This is a genomic window from Tistrella mobilis (genome assembly GCF_039634785.1).
Taxonomy (GTDB): Bacteria; Pseudomonadota; Alphaproteobacteria; order Tistrellales; family Tistrellaceae; genus Tistrella; species Tistrella mobilis.
Genome location: NZ_JBBIAB010000005.1, coordinates 124,292 through 142,260 on the forward strand (window position 1 = coordinate 124,292; position 17,969 = coordinate 142,260).

The 17,969-nt window shown below is 67.5% G+C and carries 19 protein-coding genes; 17 read left to right on the top strand and 2 right to left on the bottom strand.

From position 1 onward, the window contains the following. From WI697_RS08665 to WI697_RS08685, 5 genes are read left to right on the top strand one after another with little or no spacing between them, the layout of a single operon-like run. On the top strand, positions 1 to 1,245 hold the full coding sequence (locus tag WI697_RS08665; RefSeq protein ID WP_345958173.1) for a DUF2066 domain-containing protein: 1,245 nt from the start codon (positions 1 to 3) through the stop codon (positions 1,243 to 1,245). Positions 1,246 to 1,248: 3 nt separating this feature from the next. After that, entirely contained in the window at positions 1,249 to 1,866 is a 618-nt protein-coding gene (locus tag WI697_RS08670; RefSeq protein WP_345958174.1) for a CDP-alcohol phosphatidyltransferase family protein, read from the top strand. Between the two features lie 19 nt (positions 1,867 to 1,885). Next, positions 1,886 to 3,025, top strand: coding sequence for an AI-2E family transporter (locus WI697_RS08675; protein ID WP_062765175.1), 1,140 nt, complete (start codon positions 1,886 to 1,888; stop codon positions 3,023 to 3,025). Next, positions 3,022 to 3,750, top strand: coding sequence for an HdaA/DnaA family protein (locus tag WI697_RS08680; RefSeq protein ID WP_322107981.1), 729 nt, complete (start codon positions 3,022 to 3,024; stop codon positions 3,748 to 3,750). The genes WI697_RS08675 and WI697_RS08680 overlap by 4 nt, the downstream gene beginning before the upstream one ends. Continuing rightward, the gene (locus WI697_RS08685) at positions 3,747 to 4,514 is read left to right on the top strand and encodes a VOC family protein (RefSeq protein ID WP_345958175.1); all 768 of its coding nucleotides are present in this window, start codon (positions 3,747 to 3,749) and stop codon (positions 4,512 to 4,514) included. The genes WI697_RS08680 and WI697_RS08685 overlap by 4 nt, the downstream gene beginning before the upstream one ends. Before the next feature lie 28 nt (positions 4,515 to 4,542). Here WI697_RS08685 and rnd read toward each other — a convergent pair whose 3' ends face one another. Next, positions 4,543 to 5,811 carry a ribonuclease D gene (gene rnd, locus WI697_RS08690; protein ID WP_062765169.1) on the bottom strand — a complete coding sequence of 423 codons (1,269 nt, stop codon included), beginning with the start codon at positions 5,809 to 5,811 and terminating at the stop codon, positions 4,543 to 4,545. 259 nt (positions 5,812 to 6,070) lie between these two features. On the opposite strand from rnd, the gene aspS reads away from it, so the two are divergent. The 5 genes from aspS to WI697_RS08715 all read left to right on the top strand — a co-directional run bounded on the left by aspS (position 6,071) and on the right by WI697_RS08715 (position 10,777). Then, positions 6,071 to 7,897, top strand: a complete 1,827-nt coding sequence (gene aspS / locus WI697_RS08695) for an aspartate--tRNA ligase (RefSeq protein WP_345958176.1) — start codon at positions 6,071 to 6,073, stop codon at positions 7,895 to 7,897. A gap of 229 nt (positions 7,898 to 8,126) precedes the next feature. Continuing rightward, entirely contained in the window at positions 8,127 to 8,399 is a 273-nt protein-coding gene (locus WI697_RS08700; protein ID WP_345958177.1) for an NHLP leader peptide family RiPP precursor, read from the top strand. A gap of 42 nt (positions 8,400 to 8,441) precedes the next feature. After that, positions 8,442 to 8,741: a hypothetical protein gene (locus WI697_RS08705; RefSeq protein ID WP_345958178.1), complete on the top strand. Its 300-nt coding sequence runs from the start codon at positions 8,442 to 8,444 to the stop codon at positions 8,739 to 8,741. Between the two features lie 3 nt (positions 8,742 to 8,744). Beyond that, positions 8,745 to 9,683 (top strand): hypothetical protein, encoded by a 939-nt coding sequence (locus WI697_RS08710; protein WP_345958179.1) that lies wholly within the window; start codon positions 8,745 to 8,747, stop codon positions 9,681 to 9,683. After that, entirely contained in the window at positions 9,680 to 10,777 is a 1,098-nt protein-coding gene (locus WI697_RS08715) for a hypothetical protein (RefSeq protein WP_345958180.1), read from the top strand. The genes WI697_RS08710 and WI697_RS08715 overlap by 4 nt, the downstream gene beginning before the upstream one ends. A 159-nt stretch (positions 10,778 to 10,936) precedes the next feature. Here WI697_RS08715 and WI697_RS08720 read toward each other — a convergent pair whose 3' ends face one another. Next, the gene (locus WI697_RS08720; protein WP_062765152.1) at positions 10,937 to 11,410 is read right to left on the bottom strand and encodes a Ros/MucR family transcriptional regulator; all 474 of its coding nucleotides are present in this window, start codon (positions 11,408 to 11,410) and stop codon (positions 10,937 to 10,939) included. Between the two features lie 495 nt (positions 11,411 to 11,905). Here WI697_RS08720 and rpiB point away from each other — a divergent pair, with 495 nt between their 5' ends. The 7 genes from rpiB to WI697_RS08755 all read left to right on the top strand — a co-directional run bounded on the left by rpiB (position 11,906) and on the right by WI697_RS08755 (position 17,873). Beyond that, positions 11,906 to 12,349 (top strand): ribose 5-phosphate isomerase B, encoded by a 444-nt coding sequence (gene rpiB / locus WI697_RS08725; RefSeq protein ID WP_014745343.1) that lies wholly within the window; start codon positions 11,906 to 11,908, stop codon positions 12,347 to 12,349. A gap of 154 nt (positions 12,350 to 12,503) precedes the next feature. Then, positions 12,504 to 13,802, top strand: coding sequence for a serine hydroxymethyltransferase (gene glyA, locus WI697_RS08730; RefSeq protein ID WP_345958181.1), 1,299 nt, complete (start codon positions 12,504 to 12,506; stop codon positions 13,800 to 13,802). 80 nt (positions 13,803 to 13,882) lie between these two features. Then, on the top strand, positions 13,883 to 14,359 hold the full coding sequence (gene nrdR / locus WI697_RS08735) for a transcriptional regulator NrdR (protein ID WP_345958182.1): 477 nt from the start codon (positions 13,883 to 13,885) through the stop codon (positions 14,357 to 14,359). Beyond that, on the top strand, positions 14,352 to 15,503 hold the full coding sequence (ribD, locus tag WI697_RS08740) for a bifunctional diaminohydroxyphosphoribosylaminopyrimidine deaminase/5-amino-6-(5-phosphoribosylamino)uracil reductase RibD (RefSeq protein ID WP_345958183.1): 1,152 nt from the start codon (positions 14,352 to 14,354) through the stop codon (positions 15,501 to 15,503). Before nrdR ends, ribD begins: the two co-directional genes overlap by 8 nt. Positions 15,504 to 15,582: 79 nt before the next feature. Continuing rightward, the gene (locus tag WI697_RS08745) at positions 15,583 to 16,215 is read left to right on the top strand and encodes a riboflavin synthase (protein ID WP_345958184.1); all 633 of its coding nucleotides are present in this window, start codon (positions 15,583 to 15,585) and stop codon (positions 16,213 to 16,215) included. Between the two features lie 49 nt (positions 16,216 to 16,264). After that, a complete protein-coding gene (ribB, locus tag WI697_RS08750) occupies positions 16,265 to 17,416 on the top strand; it encodes a 3,4-dihydroxy-2-butanone-4-phosphate synthase (protein WP_014745338.1) in 1,152 nt (383 codons plus the stop codon). Between the two features lie 7 nt (positions 17,417 to 17,423). Further along, positions 17,424 to 17,873, top strand: coding sequence for a 6,7-dimethyl-8-ribityllumazine synthase (locus tag WI697_RS08755; RefSeq protein ID WP_014745337.1), 450 nt, complete (start codon positions 17,424 to 17,426; stop codon positions 17,871 to 17,873). Positions 17,874 to 17,969 lie beyond the last annotated feature (96 nt).

Below are 17,969 nucleotides of genomic sequence, written 5' to 3' on the forward strand. Positions count from 1 at the left end.
ATGCCGGCATTCGCCGCCCTTGTGGTGGCGGTGCTGTGCCTGGCTGCGTCGGGTGCCGCCCTGGCGCAGAGCCGCGCCCAGGTCTATACCCAGGATGGTGTCGCGGTCGACGAGACCGCCGGCAATGCCAATGCGGCGCGCGAGAAGGCGCTTGCCGTGGGTCAGCGCAAGGCGCTGGACATGCTGCTCAGCGGCATGACCGACCCGCGCGACCATGGCCGCCTGCCGCAGCCGTCGGACGATCAGCTGCTTCGGCTGGTGCGTTCGATCGATGTGGCGAACGAGGCGGTGGCGCCGCAGCGCTATCGCGCCACCCTGACCGTGCGTTTCGATGCCGAGGGTGTGCGCGGCCTGCTGCGCAATGCCGGCATCGCCTTCGCGGCCGCCGATCAGGGGCTGTCGCTGGTGGTGCCGGTGATCCGCACCGATGGCGGCATCTACTGGGATGACGGCTGGTGGCGGGCGGCGTGGGAACAGGCTGTCGGCCGCGGCGGGCTGATCCCGATGCTGGTGCCGCTTGGCGATTTTGCCGACCGTCAGGCCCTGCCGGCCGACGGCGCCTCGCTCGCCGACGACGTGGCCAAGGGCGAGCTGGCGAAGCGCTATGATGCCGAGGGTGTCTGGGTGGCCGAGGCGCAGGTGACCGGCAGCCAGCTTCAGGGGCGGATGACCGCCGCCGACGGGACCGTCTACACCGCCAACGGCCAGATTGCCGGCGACAACGGTGTCGCGACGGCCGCCGAGGCGGTGGTGGCCCAGCTGCTGGATCAGGCGCGCAGCGGCTGGCGTGCGACCAACATCGTCGATTACAGCCGGCGTGAGCGCCTGGACGCGGTGGTGCGCTTCGCAAACCTGTCGGTCTGGGCCGAGATCCGCCGGCGGCTGACCGCGCTCGCCATGATCGAAAAGGTCGAGGAGACGCTGCTCTCCAATGTCGGCGCCGAGATCACCATCCGGTATTACGGCGATCGCGAGGGGCTTCAGGCGGCTCTGACCCGGCAGAATCTGGCGCTGGTGCCGCTGGGGGTCGACTGGGAGCTGGTCGATCGCATCCGCAACCCCGATGCGGCCGTACAGCCCGTGCCGCCGCAGAACTCCGGCCTCGCCCCCTATGGCGGGGTGGCGCCGACCACCACCTCCACCTCGCCGGCGGCGGCGCCCGCCACCAACACCGGCACGCCGGCGGCCGGGACGTCCGGGCAGGGCGGCAGCGTGCCGCCGCGCACGGTGGGAACCGGCGGCTGAGCCATGGCCGCCGGCCTGCGCCAGCTGCCCAATCTGATCACCACAGCCCGGATCCTGATGGTGCCGGTGGTGATCTGGCTGATCCTGAAGGGCATGGTGGCCGAGGCCTTCTGGGTCTTCCTGTTCGCGGGCTTCTCCGACGGGCTGGACGGCTGGATCGCCAAGCGCTTCGACGCCCGGACAGAAATGGGCGCCTGGCTGGACCCGATCGCCGACAAACTGCTGATCGCCGGCACGTTCATCGCGCTCGGCTGGCAGAATCTGGTGCCGGCCTGGCTGGTGATGCTGGTCGCCTCGCGCGATGTGCTGATCATGGGGGCGGTGATGCTGGGCCAGACCATGGGCCAGCCCTTCGCCATCGCCCCTTCGCGGGCCAGCAAGATCAATACCGCCGCCCAGATCGGGCTGGCGCTGATGGTGATGGCCATGGCGGCGATGATGTTGCCCGGCCATGGCCCGACCGACGAACGTCACTGGCGGACGGTGACGGAATTGCTGATGCTGGTGGTGGCAGCCACCACCCTGACATCCGGGGCGGGCTATCTGGGGCGCTGGCTGTCCCATGCCCGCACGCATGATCACGAGCCTCGCGACGACGCCGACGGCCGACCGCCGTCCTGACGATCCGAAGGGAGACCGGATGAGCCGTAGTGCACGCACCCTGTTCTGGGCCGCCTTCATCGTGGTGCTGATTGGCAGCCTGTGGCTGCTGGGGGGCGTGCTGCTGCCCTTTGTGGCAGGGCTTCTGGTCGCCTATTTCCTCGACCCCGTGGTCGATCGTATCGAACGTGCCGGTCTGGGCCGCATGGCCTCCACCTGGCTGGTGACGATCATGTTCTTCGGCGTGATCGTGGTCGGGATCGCCGTGCTCGCGCCCTATATCCAGACCCGGATCAGCGCCTTCATCGACAAGCTGCCGGATTACATCAAGGCGGTCCGCGAGGAGGTCCTGCCGCAGCTGGACCTGCTCTGGCGCCGGCTGCCGCCCGAAGTGGCGGATCGCATCCAGGCGATGTTCACCTCGGCCGAGGGGGAGGGCTCGCGCGCGGCGGGTATGATCGCCGATGTGCTCAAGGGCGTGATGAACTCGGTGATGTCGATCGCCAACCTGGTCTCGCTGATCCTGATCACCCCTGTGGTCAGCTTCTATCTGCTGCGCGACTGGGACGCGATGATGGCGCGCATCGACGGCTGGGTGCCGGTCACCGGCCGCGACGTGGTTCGCCGCCTGGCTCGCGACATGGATCGCGGCATTGCAGGTCTGGTTCGCGGTCAGACGCTGCTCTGCCTGATCCTGGGAACCTGGTATTCGCTCGGGCTGGTGACCATCGGGCTCGATCTGGCGGTCCCGGTCGGCATGGCGGCGGGCATTCTGTCCTTCGTGCCCTTCGTCGGCTTCATCAGCGGCTTCGCGCTGTCGGTCGGCTTCTCGCTGCTTCAGTTCGGCACCGACTGGCATGTGATCGCGGCGGGCGCGATCTTTCTGGCCGGGCAGGGGATCGAGACCCTGCTTCAGCCCCCGCTGGTCGGCAATCGTGTGGGGCTGCACCCGGTCTGGATCATTTTCGCCCTGATGGTCGGCGGCGCTCTGTTCGGGCTGGTGGGTGTGCTTGTGGCCCTGCCGGCCGCGGTCTGTGTCGCGGTTGTGGTGCGCTATGCGCTGGAGCGGTATCTTGCCAGTGCGCTCTATGATCCGCGGCCGGCGGTCGATGCCACGGTCATCGATGCCACCGGCTCGCCGGATGCCTGCTCCACAGATGCCCCGGAGGCTGGTCGTTGACACGACGCCCCGCTCAACTGCCGTTGGACCTTGCGCTTCGCCCGGCACTCGGGCGGGAGGATTTCCTCGTGGCGCCGTCCAATGCCGAGGCGGTGGCGTGGCTGGACCGGTGGCCCGACTGGCCGGGGCCGGCACTGGCCATCCACGGGCCCGCCGGCTGCGGCAAGACCCATCTGGCCCGCGTGTGGCAGGCGATGAGCGGCGCCGTAGAGGTGGCGGCTGACCGGCTGACCGCCGACGCCGCACCGGTCGATCTGTCCGGCGGTGCCCGCGCGGTTCTGGTCGAAGATGTGGGCGAGGCGATTGCCTCAGGAGCGGACGAGACGGCGCTGTTCCATCTCTACAATCATCTGGCCGCCGCCGGTGGCACCCTGCTGCTGACCGGGGCCGAGCCGCCGGCCCGCTGGGCGCTGGCGCTGCCGGATCTTGCGTCCCGACTGCGGGCGGCCCCTGCGGTCAGGGTGGGGCCGCCGGATGATGCGCTGCTGAGCGCCGTGCTGGTCAAGCTGTTCACCGATCGCCAGCTCAGGGTCAGCGGCGAGGTGGTGCACTGGCTGACGCTGCACATGGAGCGGTCTTTCGATGCGGCCCGCCGGCTGGTCGATCAGCTCGATGCTGCGGCGCTGGCGGAGCGTCGCGGGATCACGGTGGCGCTGGCACGTGGTGTTCTCGGCATCCCGGCGCCGCGGGTTCGCGGGCGGGGCCGGGTGGCAGGCGACGGATGATCCTGGGGCTCGACCATCTCATGATCCGCGTGCCGCAAATCGATGCGGCGGCCCGGCTTTATGCGCATATCCTGGACCAGGCGCCGGTCGTTGCCGATGACCACCTCGTCCGGTTCCGGATCGGCGATCTGGAGGTGCGGCTGGTCCGTGCCGAAACCGGCGTGGGGCAGGGGGCGGTGGCGGAAGGCCTGGCCCATGCCGCCCTGGCGGTGTCGGATCTGGACCGGACCGCGCGCCTGATGTCGCGGCGCGGGCTTGCCGTCGATCATGGCACCGATGCCGTGGACGGCCGCCCGGTCGCGGTGCTGCGCAGCGGCACCGATCCGGCACTCTGGCTTCTGGTCGAACAGGATCCGGCGCGTCCAGCAGCGGCGGGCAGCGTTACCAGGCTCGATCATCTGGTCGTGGCCAGCGATGATCCGGAACGGTCTCTGGCGATGCTCGGCGGTCGGCTGGGCCTGGATCTCAGGCTGGATCGTGCCAACCCCGCCTGGGGGGCGCGGATGCTGTTCTTCCGCTGCGGCGATGCGGTGGTCGAGGTCATCCACGAAACATCCGCTGCCGCACCACATCCGCCTGCGTCGGACCGGTTGTGGGGGCTGTGCTGGCGAGTGGCCGATATCGAGGCTACGCATCGGCGTCTGGCTGCGGCGGGCATCGCGGTGACGGGGATCCGGACCGGTCGGCGGCCGGGGACCAGGGTCTTCACCCTGTCCGAGCCGCCGGCTGCGGTCCCGACCCTGATGCTTCAGGCCGATCGCTGATCGACCGACGCCGATCGACCAATGCCGATCAGTCTGCTGCGACGGCGTCCGATGCCGTGGCCGCATCATCGGCGGCACCCGGCTCGCCATCCTTGCGGGATTTGCGCTTGCGCCGCTTGCGGCGGGTGGCCTGCAGGACGGCTTCGTCACCCGACAGCGACAGCACGGCGATCGACCGGCCGCGGGCGCCGAGGGCGACCTCGCCGGCCAGAAGACGCAGGGCATCCTCGCCGAAGACCTCGTGCCGCCAGCCCTTCAGGGCGGCGATCTGCGCTGCCGAGCCGTCGAGCGCCAGGGTCTCCAGATCCTCCTGCGAGGCGATGAGCGTGCGGGCGACGCCGTGCTCTTCGCTCTTCATCTTGAGCAGGACCTTGAGCAGTTCGATGAGCGGCCCAAGGCCGCGCGGCAGTTCGCGCGGCGGCTCGCGATCGGGCAGGGCGTTGCGGTTCTCGGCCAGCGCCCGCTCGATCGCCGTCAGCACCTCGTCGCCACCGGCACCCTCGGTCGCCCATTTGGGCAGGCCGCGGACCCGTTTCAGATCTTCCGCGCTACGGGGCTGGCTGGACGCCATCTCCAGCAGGGTCTCGTCTTTCGAGATGAAGGTCCGCGGCACATTGCGCGACTGGGCCTGACGCTCCCGCCAGGCGGCCAGCTCGCGTACCAGCCCCAGGAAGCGGCGATCCAGGCTGCGGGTGCGGATCCGCTCCCACGCCGCCTCGGGCCGGCTTTCATAGGTCTCGGGCGCGTTGAGCGTCGCCATCTCTTCGTCCAGCCACTCCTCGCGGCCGCTGTCTTCCAGCAGCTTCGCAAGCTTCAGATAGACGGTGCGCAGATGGGTGACGTCGGCCAGCGCATAGGCGATCTGCTTGGGCGTCAGCGGCCGGCGCGACCAGTCGGTGAAGCGCGACGACTTGTCGATCGACGCCTTCGCCAGCTTGTTGACCAGCGTTTCATAGCCGACGCTTTCACCGAAGCCGCAGACCATGGCGGCGACCTGGGTGTCGAACATCGGCCGCGGCACGTTGCCGAACAACAGCAGGAAGATCTCGACGTCCTGTCGGGCGGCGTGGAACACCTTCAGGACCGACGGATCGGCGAGCAGCTCCCCCAAGGGCGCGAGATCGATACCGTCGGCCAGCGGATCGACCGCGGCCGCCCGCTGCGCGCCGGCCAGCTGTACCAGGCACAGCTTGGGCCAGTAGGTCTTCTCGCGCATGAATTCGGTATCGACGGTCACGAAGGGCTCCGCCTTCAACTCGTCGACCAACTGCCGCAGCGACTGGGTATCGGTGATCATCTCTGTCATGATCCGTCTATAGCATGATTGCCCGCCCCGCCGCCACGGGCGACACACGTCACGTCACCTTCCGCGGCCTTCATGGCGCCCGCGCGAGGGATGCACGGCGGCATGGCTTGACAATCCGGCGGCATCCGTGCGTTGTTCCGAACCGGTCCCGCGCGGAAAGCCTTTCGTCGCGGGGCCTTCGCGTGCGCTGCCGCACCCGGTCGCCGCACCCACAGTCTCGACCCGCCCGCTGACGAACAGGCCCGAACCGATGCATGCCTATCGCTCGCATACCTGCAATGAACTGACGCTCGCCCATGAGGGCCAGACCGTCCGGCTTTCGGGCTGGGTGCATCGCAAGCGCGATCACGGCAATCTGCTGTTCATCGACCTGCGCGACCATTACGGCCTGACCCAGATCGTGGTCGACGTCGACAGCGCCGCCTTCAAGCTGGCGGAAGAGCTGAAGAACGAGAGCGTGATCACCGCGACCGGCCGGGTCGTGGCCCGCAGCCCCGAAACGGTGAACGCCGGCATGGCCACCGGCGAGATCGAGGTCCGGGTCGAGGAGCTGTCGCTGCAGTCGGCTGCGGACCCGCTGCCTCTGCAGGTCAACAGCGACCGCGACTATCCGGAAGACACCCGGCTGCGCTATCGCTATCTGGATCTGCGCCGCGAGCATGTTCACAAGAACATCGTGCTGCGCTCGCAGGTGATTTCGTCGCTGCGCCGGCGGATGACCGATCAGGGTTTCATGGAGTTCCAGACCCCGATCCTGACCGCGTCGAGCCCTGAAGGTGCCCGTGACTTCCTGGTGCCGAGCCGTATCCATCCGGGCAAGTTCTACGCCCTGCCGCAGGCGCCGCAGCAGTTCAAGCAGCTGCTGATGGTGGCGGGCTTCGATCGCTACTTCCAGATCGCCCCCTGTTTCCGCGACGAGGACGCTCGCGCCGATCGCAGCCCGGGCGAGTTCTATCAGCTCGATATCGAGATGTCCTTCGTGACCCAGGAAGACGTCTTCCAGGCGATCGAGCCGGTGCTGCGGGGTGTGTTCGAGGAATTCGGCGGCACCCGCCATGTGCCCGCCGGGCCGTTCCCGCGCATTCCCTTTGCCGAAGCCATGTTGAAATACGGCTCCGACAAGCCCGATCTGCGCATCCCGATCGAGATTGCCGATGTGTCGGAGATCTTCCGCGGGTCCGGCTTCGGTGTTTTCGCCAAGGCGGTCGAGGCCGGCAAGGTGGTGCGTGCGGTGCCGGTGAAGAACGTCGCCGACCGGCCGCGCAGCTTCTTCGACAAGATGAACGACTGGGCCCGCGAGCAGGGTGCCCCGGGCATGGGCTGGATCGCCTTCGAGAATGGCGGCGGCAAGGGCCCGATCGCCAAGAATCTGGGCGATGAGCGTCTGGCGGAGATGAAGGCACAGCTGGGCCTTGGGGATGGCGACGGCGTGTTCTTCGCCACCGACGTGGCAGACAAGGCCGCGAAGCTGGCCGGTGCCGCCCGCCTCAAGCTGGGCGCCGAGCTCGACCTGATCGAGCCCGACGTCTTCCGGCTCTGCTGGATCGTCGACTTCCCGATGTACGAGTTCGACGAGAAGCTCGACCAGATCGTGTTCAGCCACAACCCGTTCTCGATGCCGCAGGGCGGGCTCGAGGCGCTGAACACCAGGGATCCGCTGGAGATCAACGCCTATCAGTACGACATCGTCTGCAACGGCGTGGAACTCTCTTCGGGCGCGATTCGTAACCACAAGTCCGAGATCATGTACCGGGCCTTCGAGATCGCCGGCTATGGTCCCGAGGTGGTCGAGGACAAGTTCGGCGGGATGCTGAACGCCTTCCGCTTCGGCGCCCCGCCGCATGGCGGTATCGCGCCGGGTGTCGACCGCATCGTCATGCTGCTGGCCGATCAGCCGAACATCCGTGAGGTCGTGGCCTTCCCGATGAACCAGCAGGCCCAGGACCCGATGATGAATGCGCCGCACGAGGCGACGCCTGAGCAGTTGAAGGAACTGCACCTGCGCGTGGTCCTGCCGCCTAAGGTGGTGAAGGCCGAAAAGCCAGCCGGAGATGCCGCGCCGGCTGCCGAGGCCTGACCAAAACTGCCGCCACCCCTGCCTGTACGAGGCCGGCCCTGCCCGATATCCGACGGGCACGGCCGGCTTCGTCATTTCAGGATCGGGGACAGGACATGGTTCAATGCCGGTTGACATGTCTGCAGGTGCGGATTGCCCGAGCGCCCGCCGCAGGGGATGATCACCCGGTCAGCAGGATCACCCTTCGGGGCCGCCGCTGCCGTGCATCATCCCTGAAAGGTGAGATCGCATGCTATCCCGTGACGACGCTCTGAACCGCATTCTCGACCGCGCAACTGCCGACCCGGGATTTCGCGAGACAATGCTTCGCGATCCGAAGGCTGCGATTTCCACACTGCTCGGGATCGAGCTGCCGACGGCGCTGGAGGTCATGGTGCATGAAGAGACCCCTTCGCGCCTGCACATCGTGCTGCCGCCGGCCGGCGATGCACTGGACGATGCGTCCCTGGAAGCGGTGTCGGGCGGCACTGTCGACTGGAATAACCTCAACTTCCCGATGTAGTGCCAATCGGTCGTCAGTGGCGCCCGGAGAGAGAGAATTCTGATGAGCATGGACGAGATTCTGGCCCGGATTGCAGCGGCCGTTCGGGAGAAGCCGGAGCTGGCGGCCCTTCTGGAGAGCGACCCGAAGTCAGCGGTCACGCAGATCTTCCGGGCGGCGCCCGCCATGGAGGACGGGGCGTTGGGCGACGATGCGCTGGATCGTGTCGCAGGTGGGACCGGCGGCTTTACCGATGCCGAGATTCAGCAGGCCCTGGCGCAGTTTCTGGCGTTGCGCGGCAATATCGACCTGACGCCGTGGCTGAACGCCCCGCAGTCTCCGCTGCTCGGCAACATGCGGTGACGGATGGTGGAGATCGATCACGCCCTCGGTCTGGCCCTGGGCTGGCTGAACGATGCTGTTGCAGCCGACGGCTGCTGGCCATCGCAGCGTGTGCCGGGCTCGCCCGATGATCCTGTCGGTCCCGCGATCGACGAGCGCACCCCCTTCGTGACGGCGGTGGGGCTTCTGGCGCTCGAGGGGCTTGCAGATTCGGAGCAGACAGAAATTGCCGCGCTGATCGACCGCTCGCGCGGGTTTCTTGTGCGCACCATGCGCGCACCCGGGGTCTGGGCCTATCTTGAGGGCTTCGTGCCCGATTGCGACGACACCGCCTGTGCCTCCATGGCACTCTCCGGCGCCCATCCCTGGATCGCATCCGGCCGCAATCGCGCTCTGGGGTTTGCAGCGCGGGTACCGGATGGCCGCTTCAGAACCTGGATGGCGGGGCCGAGAGCCGATCTGGACATCGACGCCGTGGTCAATGCCAACATGATCGGCTGGTTGGGCGACGCCGTCGAATGCCGGGCCGCGGCCGATTTCGTGATCGCAGCCTGTTCGGGATCTGCGCGGGAGGCGCTGGTCTTTTACGACCATCCCATCGATCTGGCCCAGGCGGTCGCCCGTGCCGTTCGTCGGGGCACAGATAGCCTGCGGCCAGCACTGCGGGACGTCTCGAGGATGGCGGCCCAGGTGCTGGAGGATGATGGTGCGCCGCCCCTTCGTCTGGCGCAGGCCCTGGATGTTGCCGACGCCCTGGACATGCTGCCGCTGGCTGTCAGGGACCGCGCGATTGCGCTGCTGGTCCGCGAGGTCGTCACGCATGGATACTGTCGCTCGGACACGATCTATCTGGGTGTCACCCCACCTGCACCGCCCGGCTGCCACTATCGCTCGGACGCATTGGCAACGGCATTGACGTTGGGGGCGTTGGCACGCGCGCGGAGGCGAGGGGGCGGCATATGACGGTCTTTGGTTCGGATGACAGCCGTCTTCATCATGGTCAGGGGATGGGGCCGGCCATTCAGGCGCTGCTGGGCGTGATGGGGCGCGATCTGGTTCCCCCGGAAGACCGCCGGCGGATCATGGATGTCGCTGCGGCGATACCGGCTGCCCTGGCGCGCAATTCTTTCGGTGTCGAACTGCGTGCCGATGCGCCGGATGGCGGACCCGTCGATCTCTGTGTCGCGATGACCCACCAGGAGGTGGCGGACCCCGCCTGTGCGGCGGCCGATGGCCCCTGGCGGCGGCTCTGGTCGGATGAAGCCTGGGGGCGGGTGGTTCAGACGATTGACGCATGGCGGGGAGGGATGTTTCCCCAGCTGCGGGATCTGCTTCTGGAATTCGACACCGGCACACCCGGGGCACGGGATGCGGGCGTGTTCACCGCACCGGTCGATCTGGCCGACGAGACCCCTGAGACTGTGCCGACCAACTGCTTTCACGCAGATCCGTCGGTTGGCTTTGCGCCGCTTTGCAGCCTGTCGGGCGAGATCGGGCCCGGGATACACGCGACCTTCAGGCGTCTGCTCGACCGGTTGCCACCCTGGGCCGAAGTCTTCCAGGCCGGCCGGATGATCGGTCGGGCCGAGGGGGCCGAAACCCTGCGGGTGGTGATCCGTCGCCTGCGACCCGACGCCATTCCGCCGCTGCTGGCCGGAGAAATGGATCCGGAGGTACGGGATCAGGTGCTGGGGTCCATCCTGCCGCTTTCCGATCGCCTGCAGCGGGCGGGGGGAGCGCTGGCGCTCTCCGTCGATCTCACGCCGGCCGGGATCTCGCCACGGGTCGGCATCGAGATCAACGATGATACCCGCTTCTATATGGGGCGCCCCGGAGCCTGGCCGCGATTCTTTGAGCTGATGGGCGAGGCGGGGACCGCCCATCCACAGCTGGCCGAGAGCGTCCTGCGGGCCGTCGGGCGCCACCGTCTCTTCGCCCGTATTCCCGCGGCGGCGATCCTGGTCGGGATCAGCCATGCCAAGCTGCTGCCGGCCACCGGCGGTCCGGCGGCAAAGATCTATCTGGGAGCCCGGCTCTGGCACGGCGCCCCGGAGTGACGATCTCAAAGAAAGCATTTTATTTAAATTTAGGAAAATTTATCTGAGGGTACGTAGTGTCTGAACACGAACGGGGCGCCGCAGATCTTGCGGCGCCCCGTTCGTTTAAATCGTCCGACGATCGTTCAACGCGGTCCCGCGTGAACGCGATGCCGGTTTTCAGGCCTGCGCAGCCCGCCGGCCGCCCCGGGCCCGCGGCGCATTGGTCGCACGACCCAGGCCGATCTTCTTGGCGAAGTCCGACCGCTGGCGCGCATAATTGGGCGCGACCATCGGATAATCCGGCGCCAGGCCCCATTTGGCACGGTATTCCTCGGGCGTCATGCCATAATTGGCACGCAGATGCCGCTTCAGCATCTTCAGCTTCTTGCCGTCTTCCAGGCAGACGATGTAGTCCGGCGTGATCGACTTCCGCACCGGAACCGCAGGCTTCTGCGCTTCTTCGCGCACGACTTCCTGTGCGGTCGCCGTGCCGTTCTGCTGGTCGTTCAGCGCCCCGTAAACCGTCTGAATGATCTCGGGCAGTTGCTGGGCCGGCAGGCTGTTGTGGCTGACATAGGCCGCGACGATCTGCGCGGCCATGCTCAGCAGCTTGTCATGGGCGATGGTGGGGTTTTCGGAACTATCCGACATGGAGCGCTCGCTTTCCGATGGCTGGCAGCCGTTGTAGTCGCCGCACAATGTGTTGCCGCAGGACAGTCCGCACGTCTTCCAGATCATATCGAACCGGCGTCGCTCCGGATAGAACCACGTCCGGAACTTGGTCCGGTTGGGGTGCACGGGCGCCCTGCAAATATCACTCGCCGCATGATGACTTGCACCCACAGATACCACAACAGAAATATGGCGGGAGGTGGTGACTTTATCAGTATTGGTCCACAATCGACGGCGGTGGATTTGGAAAATGGGGGATGCATCCGGTACGGCGGACGACAGGGGTCCGTGACCATGCATGCGCCGACGATGGGCCATGTGTGTACCGCAGTTGGCGCGGCAGGCGGGTTGTGTTAAGGGAGAGGGGCGCCGCGACCGGGCTTCCGGAACCGGGCTCCGACGCCGGATATCCGGCACCGGAACCCCGGTCATCGGGCCGGTCGCCTGGGTCTCGATGCGATGGAAGGGGTCGGAATGTCCGAGGACAGCACCCGTATCGTGGCGATCGCCTGTGATCACGGCGGCGTCGACCTCAAAACGGTCCTGAAGGAAGATCTCGCCGCCCGAGGTCTGGAGGTCCTGGACCTCGGGACCGATGGATCCGCTTCGGTGGACTATCCCGATTTCGCCAATGCACTGGCGGCCGCCCTGGCCGAGGGACGTGCGGCACGGGGCGTGCTGATCTGCGGATCCGGCATCGGCATCTCGATCGCTGCCAACCGTCATCCCCATATCCGGGCCGCCCTGGTCCACGACGCGCTCACCGCCAGGCTTTGCCGCGAGCACAATGATGCCAATGTCGTGGCCTTCGGGGCCCGCGTGACCGGCGTCGAGACCGCACGGGACGCGCTCCGGGTCTTCCTGGATACGCCCTTCGAAGGCGGTCGCCATCAGCGGCGGGTCGACAAGCTCGGCTGACCGCACAGATCCGTTCGTGACGGCGGCGGTGCTCCGGTGTGTGCGGGGTGCCGCCGCCGCCGTTCCAGTATCCGACCGCATGAGGTCGTTTCGACCGTCCCGGTCTCAGCGTCTTGTCCCGCACGAGCGCGACCCCGTCAGAAAGTGCCGACCGATGACCGATCAGACCCCCAGCTACAGTGCCGCGGCCTTCTTCCGCGCGGCTCTCGCCGATGACGCCGAGCTGATGCGCTCGATCAACGACGAACTTGCCCGGCAGCGTGACCAGATCGAGCTGATCGCTTCCGAGAACATTGCAAGCCCGGCGGTGATCGCAGCCCAGGGCACGGTGCTGACCAACAAATATGCCGAGGGCTATCCGGGCAAGCGCTATTACGGCGGCTGCGAATATGTCGACGTCGCCGAAAAGCTGGCGATCGAGCGGGCCTGTGCCCTGTTTGGTTGTGGCTTTGCGAATGTTCAGCCCCATTCGGGTGCCCAGGCCAACCAGGCGGTGTTCCAGGCCCTGCTGCAGCCGGGCGACACCATTCTGGGCCTGTCGCTGGCGGCCGGCGGCCATCTGACCCATGGTGCGGCGCCGAACCAGTCGGGCAAATGGTTCCATGCGGTTCAGTATGGTGTCCGCCCTGAGGACGGCCGCATCGACATGGACGAGGTCGAGCGGCTGGCGAAGGAAAGCAAGCCGAAGCTGATCATCGCCGGCGGGTCGGCCTATAGCCGCGTCTTCGACTTCGCGCGCTTCCGTGCGATCGCGGACGAGGTCGGTGCCTATCTGATGGTCGATATGGCCCATTTCGCGGGTCTGGTGGCCGCCGGCGCCCATCCGTCGCCGCTGCCGCATGCCCATGTCGTCACCACCACCACCCACAAGACCCTGCGTGGTCCGCGCGGTGGCATGGTGCTGACCGATGACGAGGCGCTGGCCAAGAAGATCAACTCGGCCGTCTTCCCCGGTCTGCAGGGTGGCCCGCTGATGCATGTCATCGCCGGCAAGGCGGTTGCCTTCGGCGAGGCGCTGCGTCCGGAATTCAAAGCCTATGCCCGCCAGGTCGTGGCGAATGCCCAGGTGCTGGCCGAGACGCTGGTGGCCGGCGGTCTCGACATCGTCACCGGCGGCACCGACAATCACCTGATGCTGGTCGATCTTCGTCCGAAGGGTCTTAAGGGCAATGCCACCGAGCATGCGCTTGAGCGCACGGGCATGACCTGCAACAAGAACGCCATCCCCTTCGACCCCGAGAAGCCGATGGTGACCTCGGGCATCCGCCTCGGCACTCCGGCTGCCACGACCCGCGGCTTCGGCGAGGCCGAATTCCGCCAGGTGGGCGAGATGATCGTCCGCGTGCTCGATGCGCTGGCGGCGAAGCCCGAAGGCGATGCCGAGGTGGAGGCGGCCATGCGGGCCGAGGTCAAGGCGCTCTGCGACCGCTTCCCGATCTACCCGGCCCTGTGATCGACGTGCCCGCCTCCCGCAACGAGGGGAGGCGGGCACGCGGCTCTCCAGGTTCATGACGTCCGGTTTGCGGAGGTGAAATGCGCTGCCCGTTCTGCGGCAACGAAGAGACCCAGGTGAAGGACAGCCGGCCGGCGGAGGAAGGTTCCGCCATCCGGCGGCGTCGGCATTGTGCCGCCTGTGGCGCCCGCTTCACCACCTTCGAGCGCGTTCAGCTCCGCGAACTGGTGGTGGTGAAGAAGGACGGCACGCGCGAGCCCTTCGACCGGGAGAAGCTGGCCCGGTCGATCCGCATCGCCGTCCGCAAGCGCCCGGTTGAGGCCGAGCAGGTGGAGCGGATGGTGAGCGCCATCCACCGCAGGCTGGAAGGGCTGGGTGAGACCGAGATCGAAACCGGCCGGATCGGCGAGGCGGTGATGGAGGCGCTGATGGGCGTCGACAAGATCGCCTATGTCCGCTTCGCCTCGGTCTACAAGGATTTCCGCGAGGTCGACGATTTCCAGGCGCTGATCGGCAGCCTTGGCGGCGGCGATCAGGGGCAGGGCAACGATGGCTGAGCCGATAATCTGGAGCGAGGCCGACCGTCGCCATATGGCCCACGCCCTGACCCTGGCCCGGCGCGGCCTGGGGCGTGTCTGGCCGAACCCCGCCGTCGGCTGTGTTCTGGTGTCGGCCGATGGTCGGATCGTTGGTCGTGGCTGGACCCAGCCCGGCGGCCGCCCCCATGGCGAGGCCATGGCCCTGGCCGCGGCGGGCGAGGCGGCGCGCGGCGCAACGGCCTATGTCAGCCTTGAACCCTGCGCCCATTGGGGCAAGACGCCGCCCTGTGCTGACGCGCTGGTGGCGGCGGGTGTAGCCCGGGCCGTGGTGGCGACCGGCGACCCCGACCCGCGGGTCAGCGGCCGCGGGCTCGATCGGATGACGGCCGCCGGTGTGACCGTCGATCTCGGCCTGATGGCGGCGGAAGCCGGCGCGCTCAATGCCGGCTTTTTTTCCCGCATCCTGAAGGGCCGGCCGCTGGTCGCCTGGAAGGTCGCGACCACCCTGGATGGGCGCATCGCGACCGTAGCCGGCGAGAGCCAGTGGATCACCGGACCCGAGGCCCGTGCCATGGGCCATATGCTGCGCGCGAGCCATGATGCGATCATGGTCGGGGTCGGCACGGCCCTTGCCGACAATCCGCGCCTGAATGTGCGTGTGCCCGGGCTTGAGGAACGTTCGCCGGTAAGGGTTGTGATCGACAGCCGCCTGCGCCTGCCCTTGACGCACACACTGGTACGCGAAGCCTGCGAAGGCGGCCATCCGCCGGTCTGGATCGTCACCCGCACCGACTGCGACCGCAACCGCCATGACGCACTGGCCGCCGCCGGCATCACCTTGATCGAGGTGCCGCACGGGGCCGACGGCCGCCCCGATCCGTTGCGGCTGACCGAGGCGCTGGGCGATCGGGGCATCACCCGGGTGCTGGTCGAGGGCGGTGGAGAACTGGCCGCTTCCCTGCTGCGTGACCGGCTGGTCGATCGCATCCACTGGTTCCGGGCTCCCGCCGTGATGGGGGGCGACGGTGTGCCTGCGGCACGATCCTACGGTGTGCAGGAGCTGGTGGACATGGCAGCCTTCGTCCGGCTCGATACCCGACAGCTCGGCCCCGACCTTTACGAACTTTACGCGGGCACCGCCGTGGTCACGCCCGGCGGCTGAACCCTGCATCTTTCGACGTTGTCTTTTGAACATCCCGCGCGTGTTCCGCCCGCGCTCCCCCGGCAGAAGGTCGTGTTCCATGTTCACCGGCATCATCACCGACATCGGCGAAATCGTCTCCGTCCAGGCGCCCGAAGCCGGGGCGGCGGAAGACCGCCGGCTGACGATCCGGACGTCCTATGACCCCGACGGTATCGATATCGGCGCCTCCATCGCCTGCTCCGGCTGCTGCCTGACGGTGATCGAACGTGGCCGCGACGGGGCAGGGCAGGGCTGGTTCCTGGTCGAGGCGTCGGGCGAGACCCTGTCCAAGACCACGCTCGGCGGCTGGGGTGCCGGCCGGCGGATCAATCTGGAGCGGGCGGCGAAAGTCGGCGACGAGCTGGGCGGCCATGTCGTGCTGGGCCATGTCGACGGGTTGGGCCGTCTGGTCTCGATGACGCTCGAAGGCGGCTCTCACCGACTGGTGTTCGAGGCGCCGGCAGAGCTTGCCGGCTTCATCGCGCCCAAGGGCTCGGTGACGATCGACGGCATTTCGCTGACGGTGAACGAAGTCGACGGCACCCGCTTCGGCGTGAACATCATTCCCCACACCTGGACCCACACCACACTGTGCGATCGCAGGCCCGGCGATGCGATTAACCTTGAGATCGACGTGCTTGCGCGCTATGTGGCGCGGTTGAACGAGTGGCAGGCGGGCATCCGCGGCTGATCAGCGGGAGGCCGCCCGGTCCGAAGGCGGCCCAGAGGAGAGGAAGACCATGACGGTGATCAAGGACGAGGGCGGCGCCGACGATGTCCGCGGCTATATCTCGAGCATCGAAGAGGTGATCGAGGACGCCCGCAACGGCCGCATGGTGGTGCTGGTCGATGACGAGGATCGCGAGAACGAGGGCGATCTGGTCATTCCGGCCGAGATGGTGACGCCCGAAGTGATCAACTTCATGGCCAAATACGGCCGCGGGCTGATCTGCCTGACCCTGACCGGAGAGCGGGTCGAGGAACTGAACCTGCCGCTGATGACCCAGCGCAACGCCTCCCGGCACCACACCAATTTCACCCTGTCGATCGAGGCGCGCGACGGCGTGACCACCGGCATCTCGGCCGCCGACCGCGCCCATACCGTGCAGGTTGCGATCGATCCGGCCAAGGGCGCCCGCGACGTCGTCACCCCCGGCCACATCTTCCCCCTCCGCGCCCGCGATGGCGGCGTGCTTGTCCGGGCAGGGCATACCGAAGCTGCGGTCGATATCGCACGGCTGGCCGGCATGAACCCGTCCGGCGTGATCTGCGAGATCATGAACGACGACGGCACCATGGCGCGGATGCCGGATCTGGTGCCTTTCGCCCAGCTGCACGGGCTGAAGATCGGCACGATCGCCGATCTGATCGCCTATCGCCGCCGCACCGAGAAGCTGGTCGAGCGCCTGACCGACGGCCTGTTCCGCAGCCATTTCGGTGGCGAGTGGCGGATGATCGTCTATGCCAGCAAGATCGACGGCTCTGAACATATGGCGCTGGTGAAGGGCGATCTGGCGGCTGCGGGCGATCAGTCGGTGCTGGTGCGCATGCATGTCGTCAACGCCTTCGACGATCTTCTGGGCGATCGCAGCAGCGGCCGTGCCGGTGCGGTGCGTGCCGCCATGGAGCAGATCGATCGTGCCGGCCGTGGCGTGCTGGTCCTGCTGCGCGAGCCGCGGCCGACGGGTCTGTCGGACCTGGCGCGCGCCCGGCTGGAAAGCCCGCAGGCGGCCTCGACGCTGCGCGACTATGGCACCGGCGCCCAGATCCTGCTGGACCTGGGCGTGCGCAACATGATCCTGCTGAGCAATTCGCGGCAGACGGTGGTGGGGCTGGACGGCTACGGCCTCCACATCACCGGGCATGCCCCGCTGATCATCGAGAAGGTCTGAGACACCCATGGCCACCGTCACCACTTCCGATCTGCGCATCCTGATCGTCGAGGCGCGCTTCTACGAAGACATCGCCGATGCGCTGGTCGACGGCGCCATGGGCGTGCTGGAAGCCGCCGGTGCCCAGGTCGAGCGCCTGGCCGTGCCGGGCGCCTTCGAGATTCCGGCGGCGATCCGTTTCGCGCTCGACAGCGGCCGCTATGACGGTTTCGTCGCGCTGGGCTGCGTGATCCGCGGCGATACCACCCATTATGATTACGTCTGCGGCGAAAGCGCCCGCGGGCTCAACCAGCTTGCGATCGATCGCAAGGCCTGCATCGGCTATGGCATCCTGACCGTCGAGAACCGCGAGCAGGCCTGGGCCCGCGCACGCGCCGACCGGGCCAACAAGGGCGCCGACGTGGCCAATGCCTGCCTGCGCATGATCGAAATCAAGCGCCAGTTCCAGCAGGGCTGAAGGACCAGGAATTGCCATGACCGACAAGCCGCGTGACGCCGCCCCGGCGAAACCGGGAGCCAAGACGGATGCGAAACCCGCTGCACGGGCGGGCAA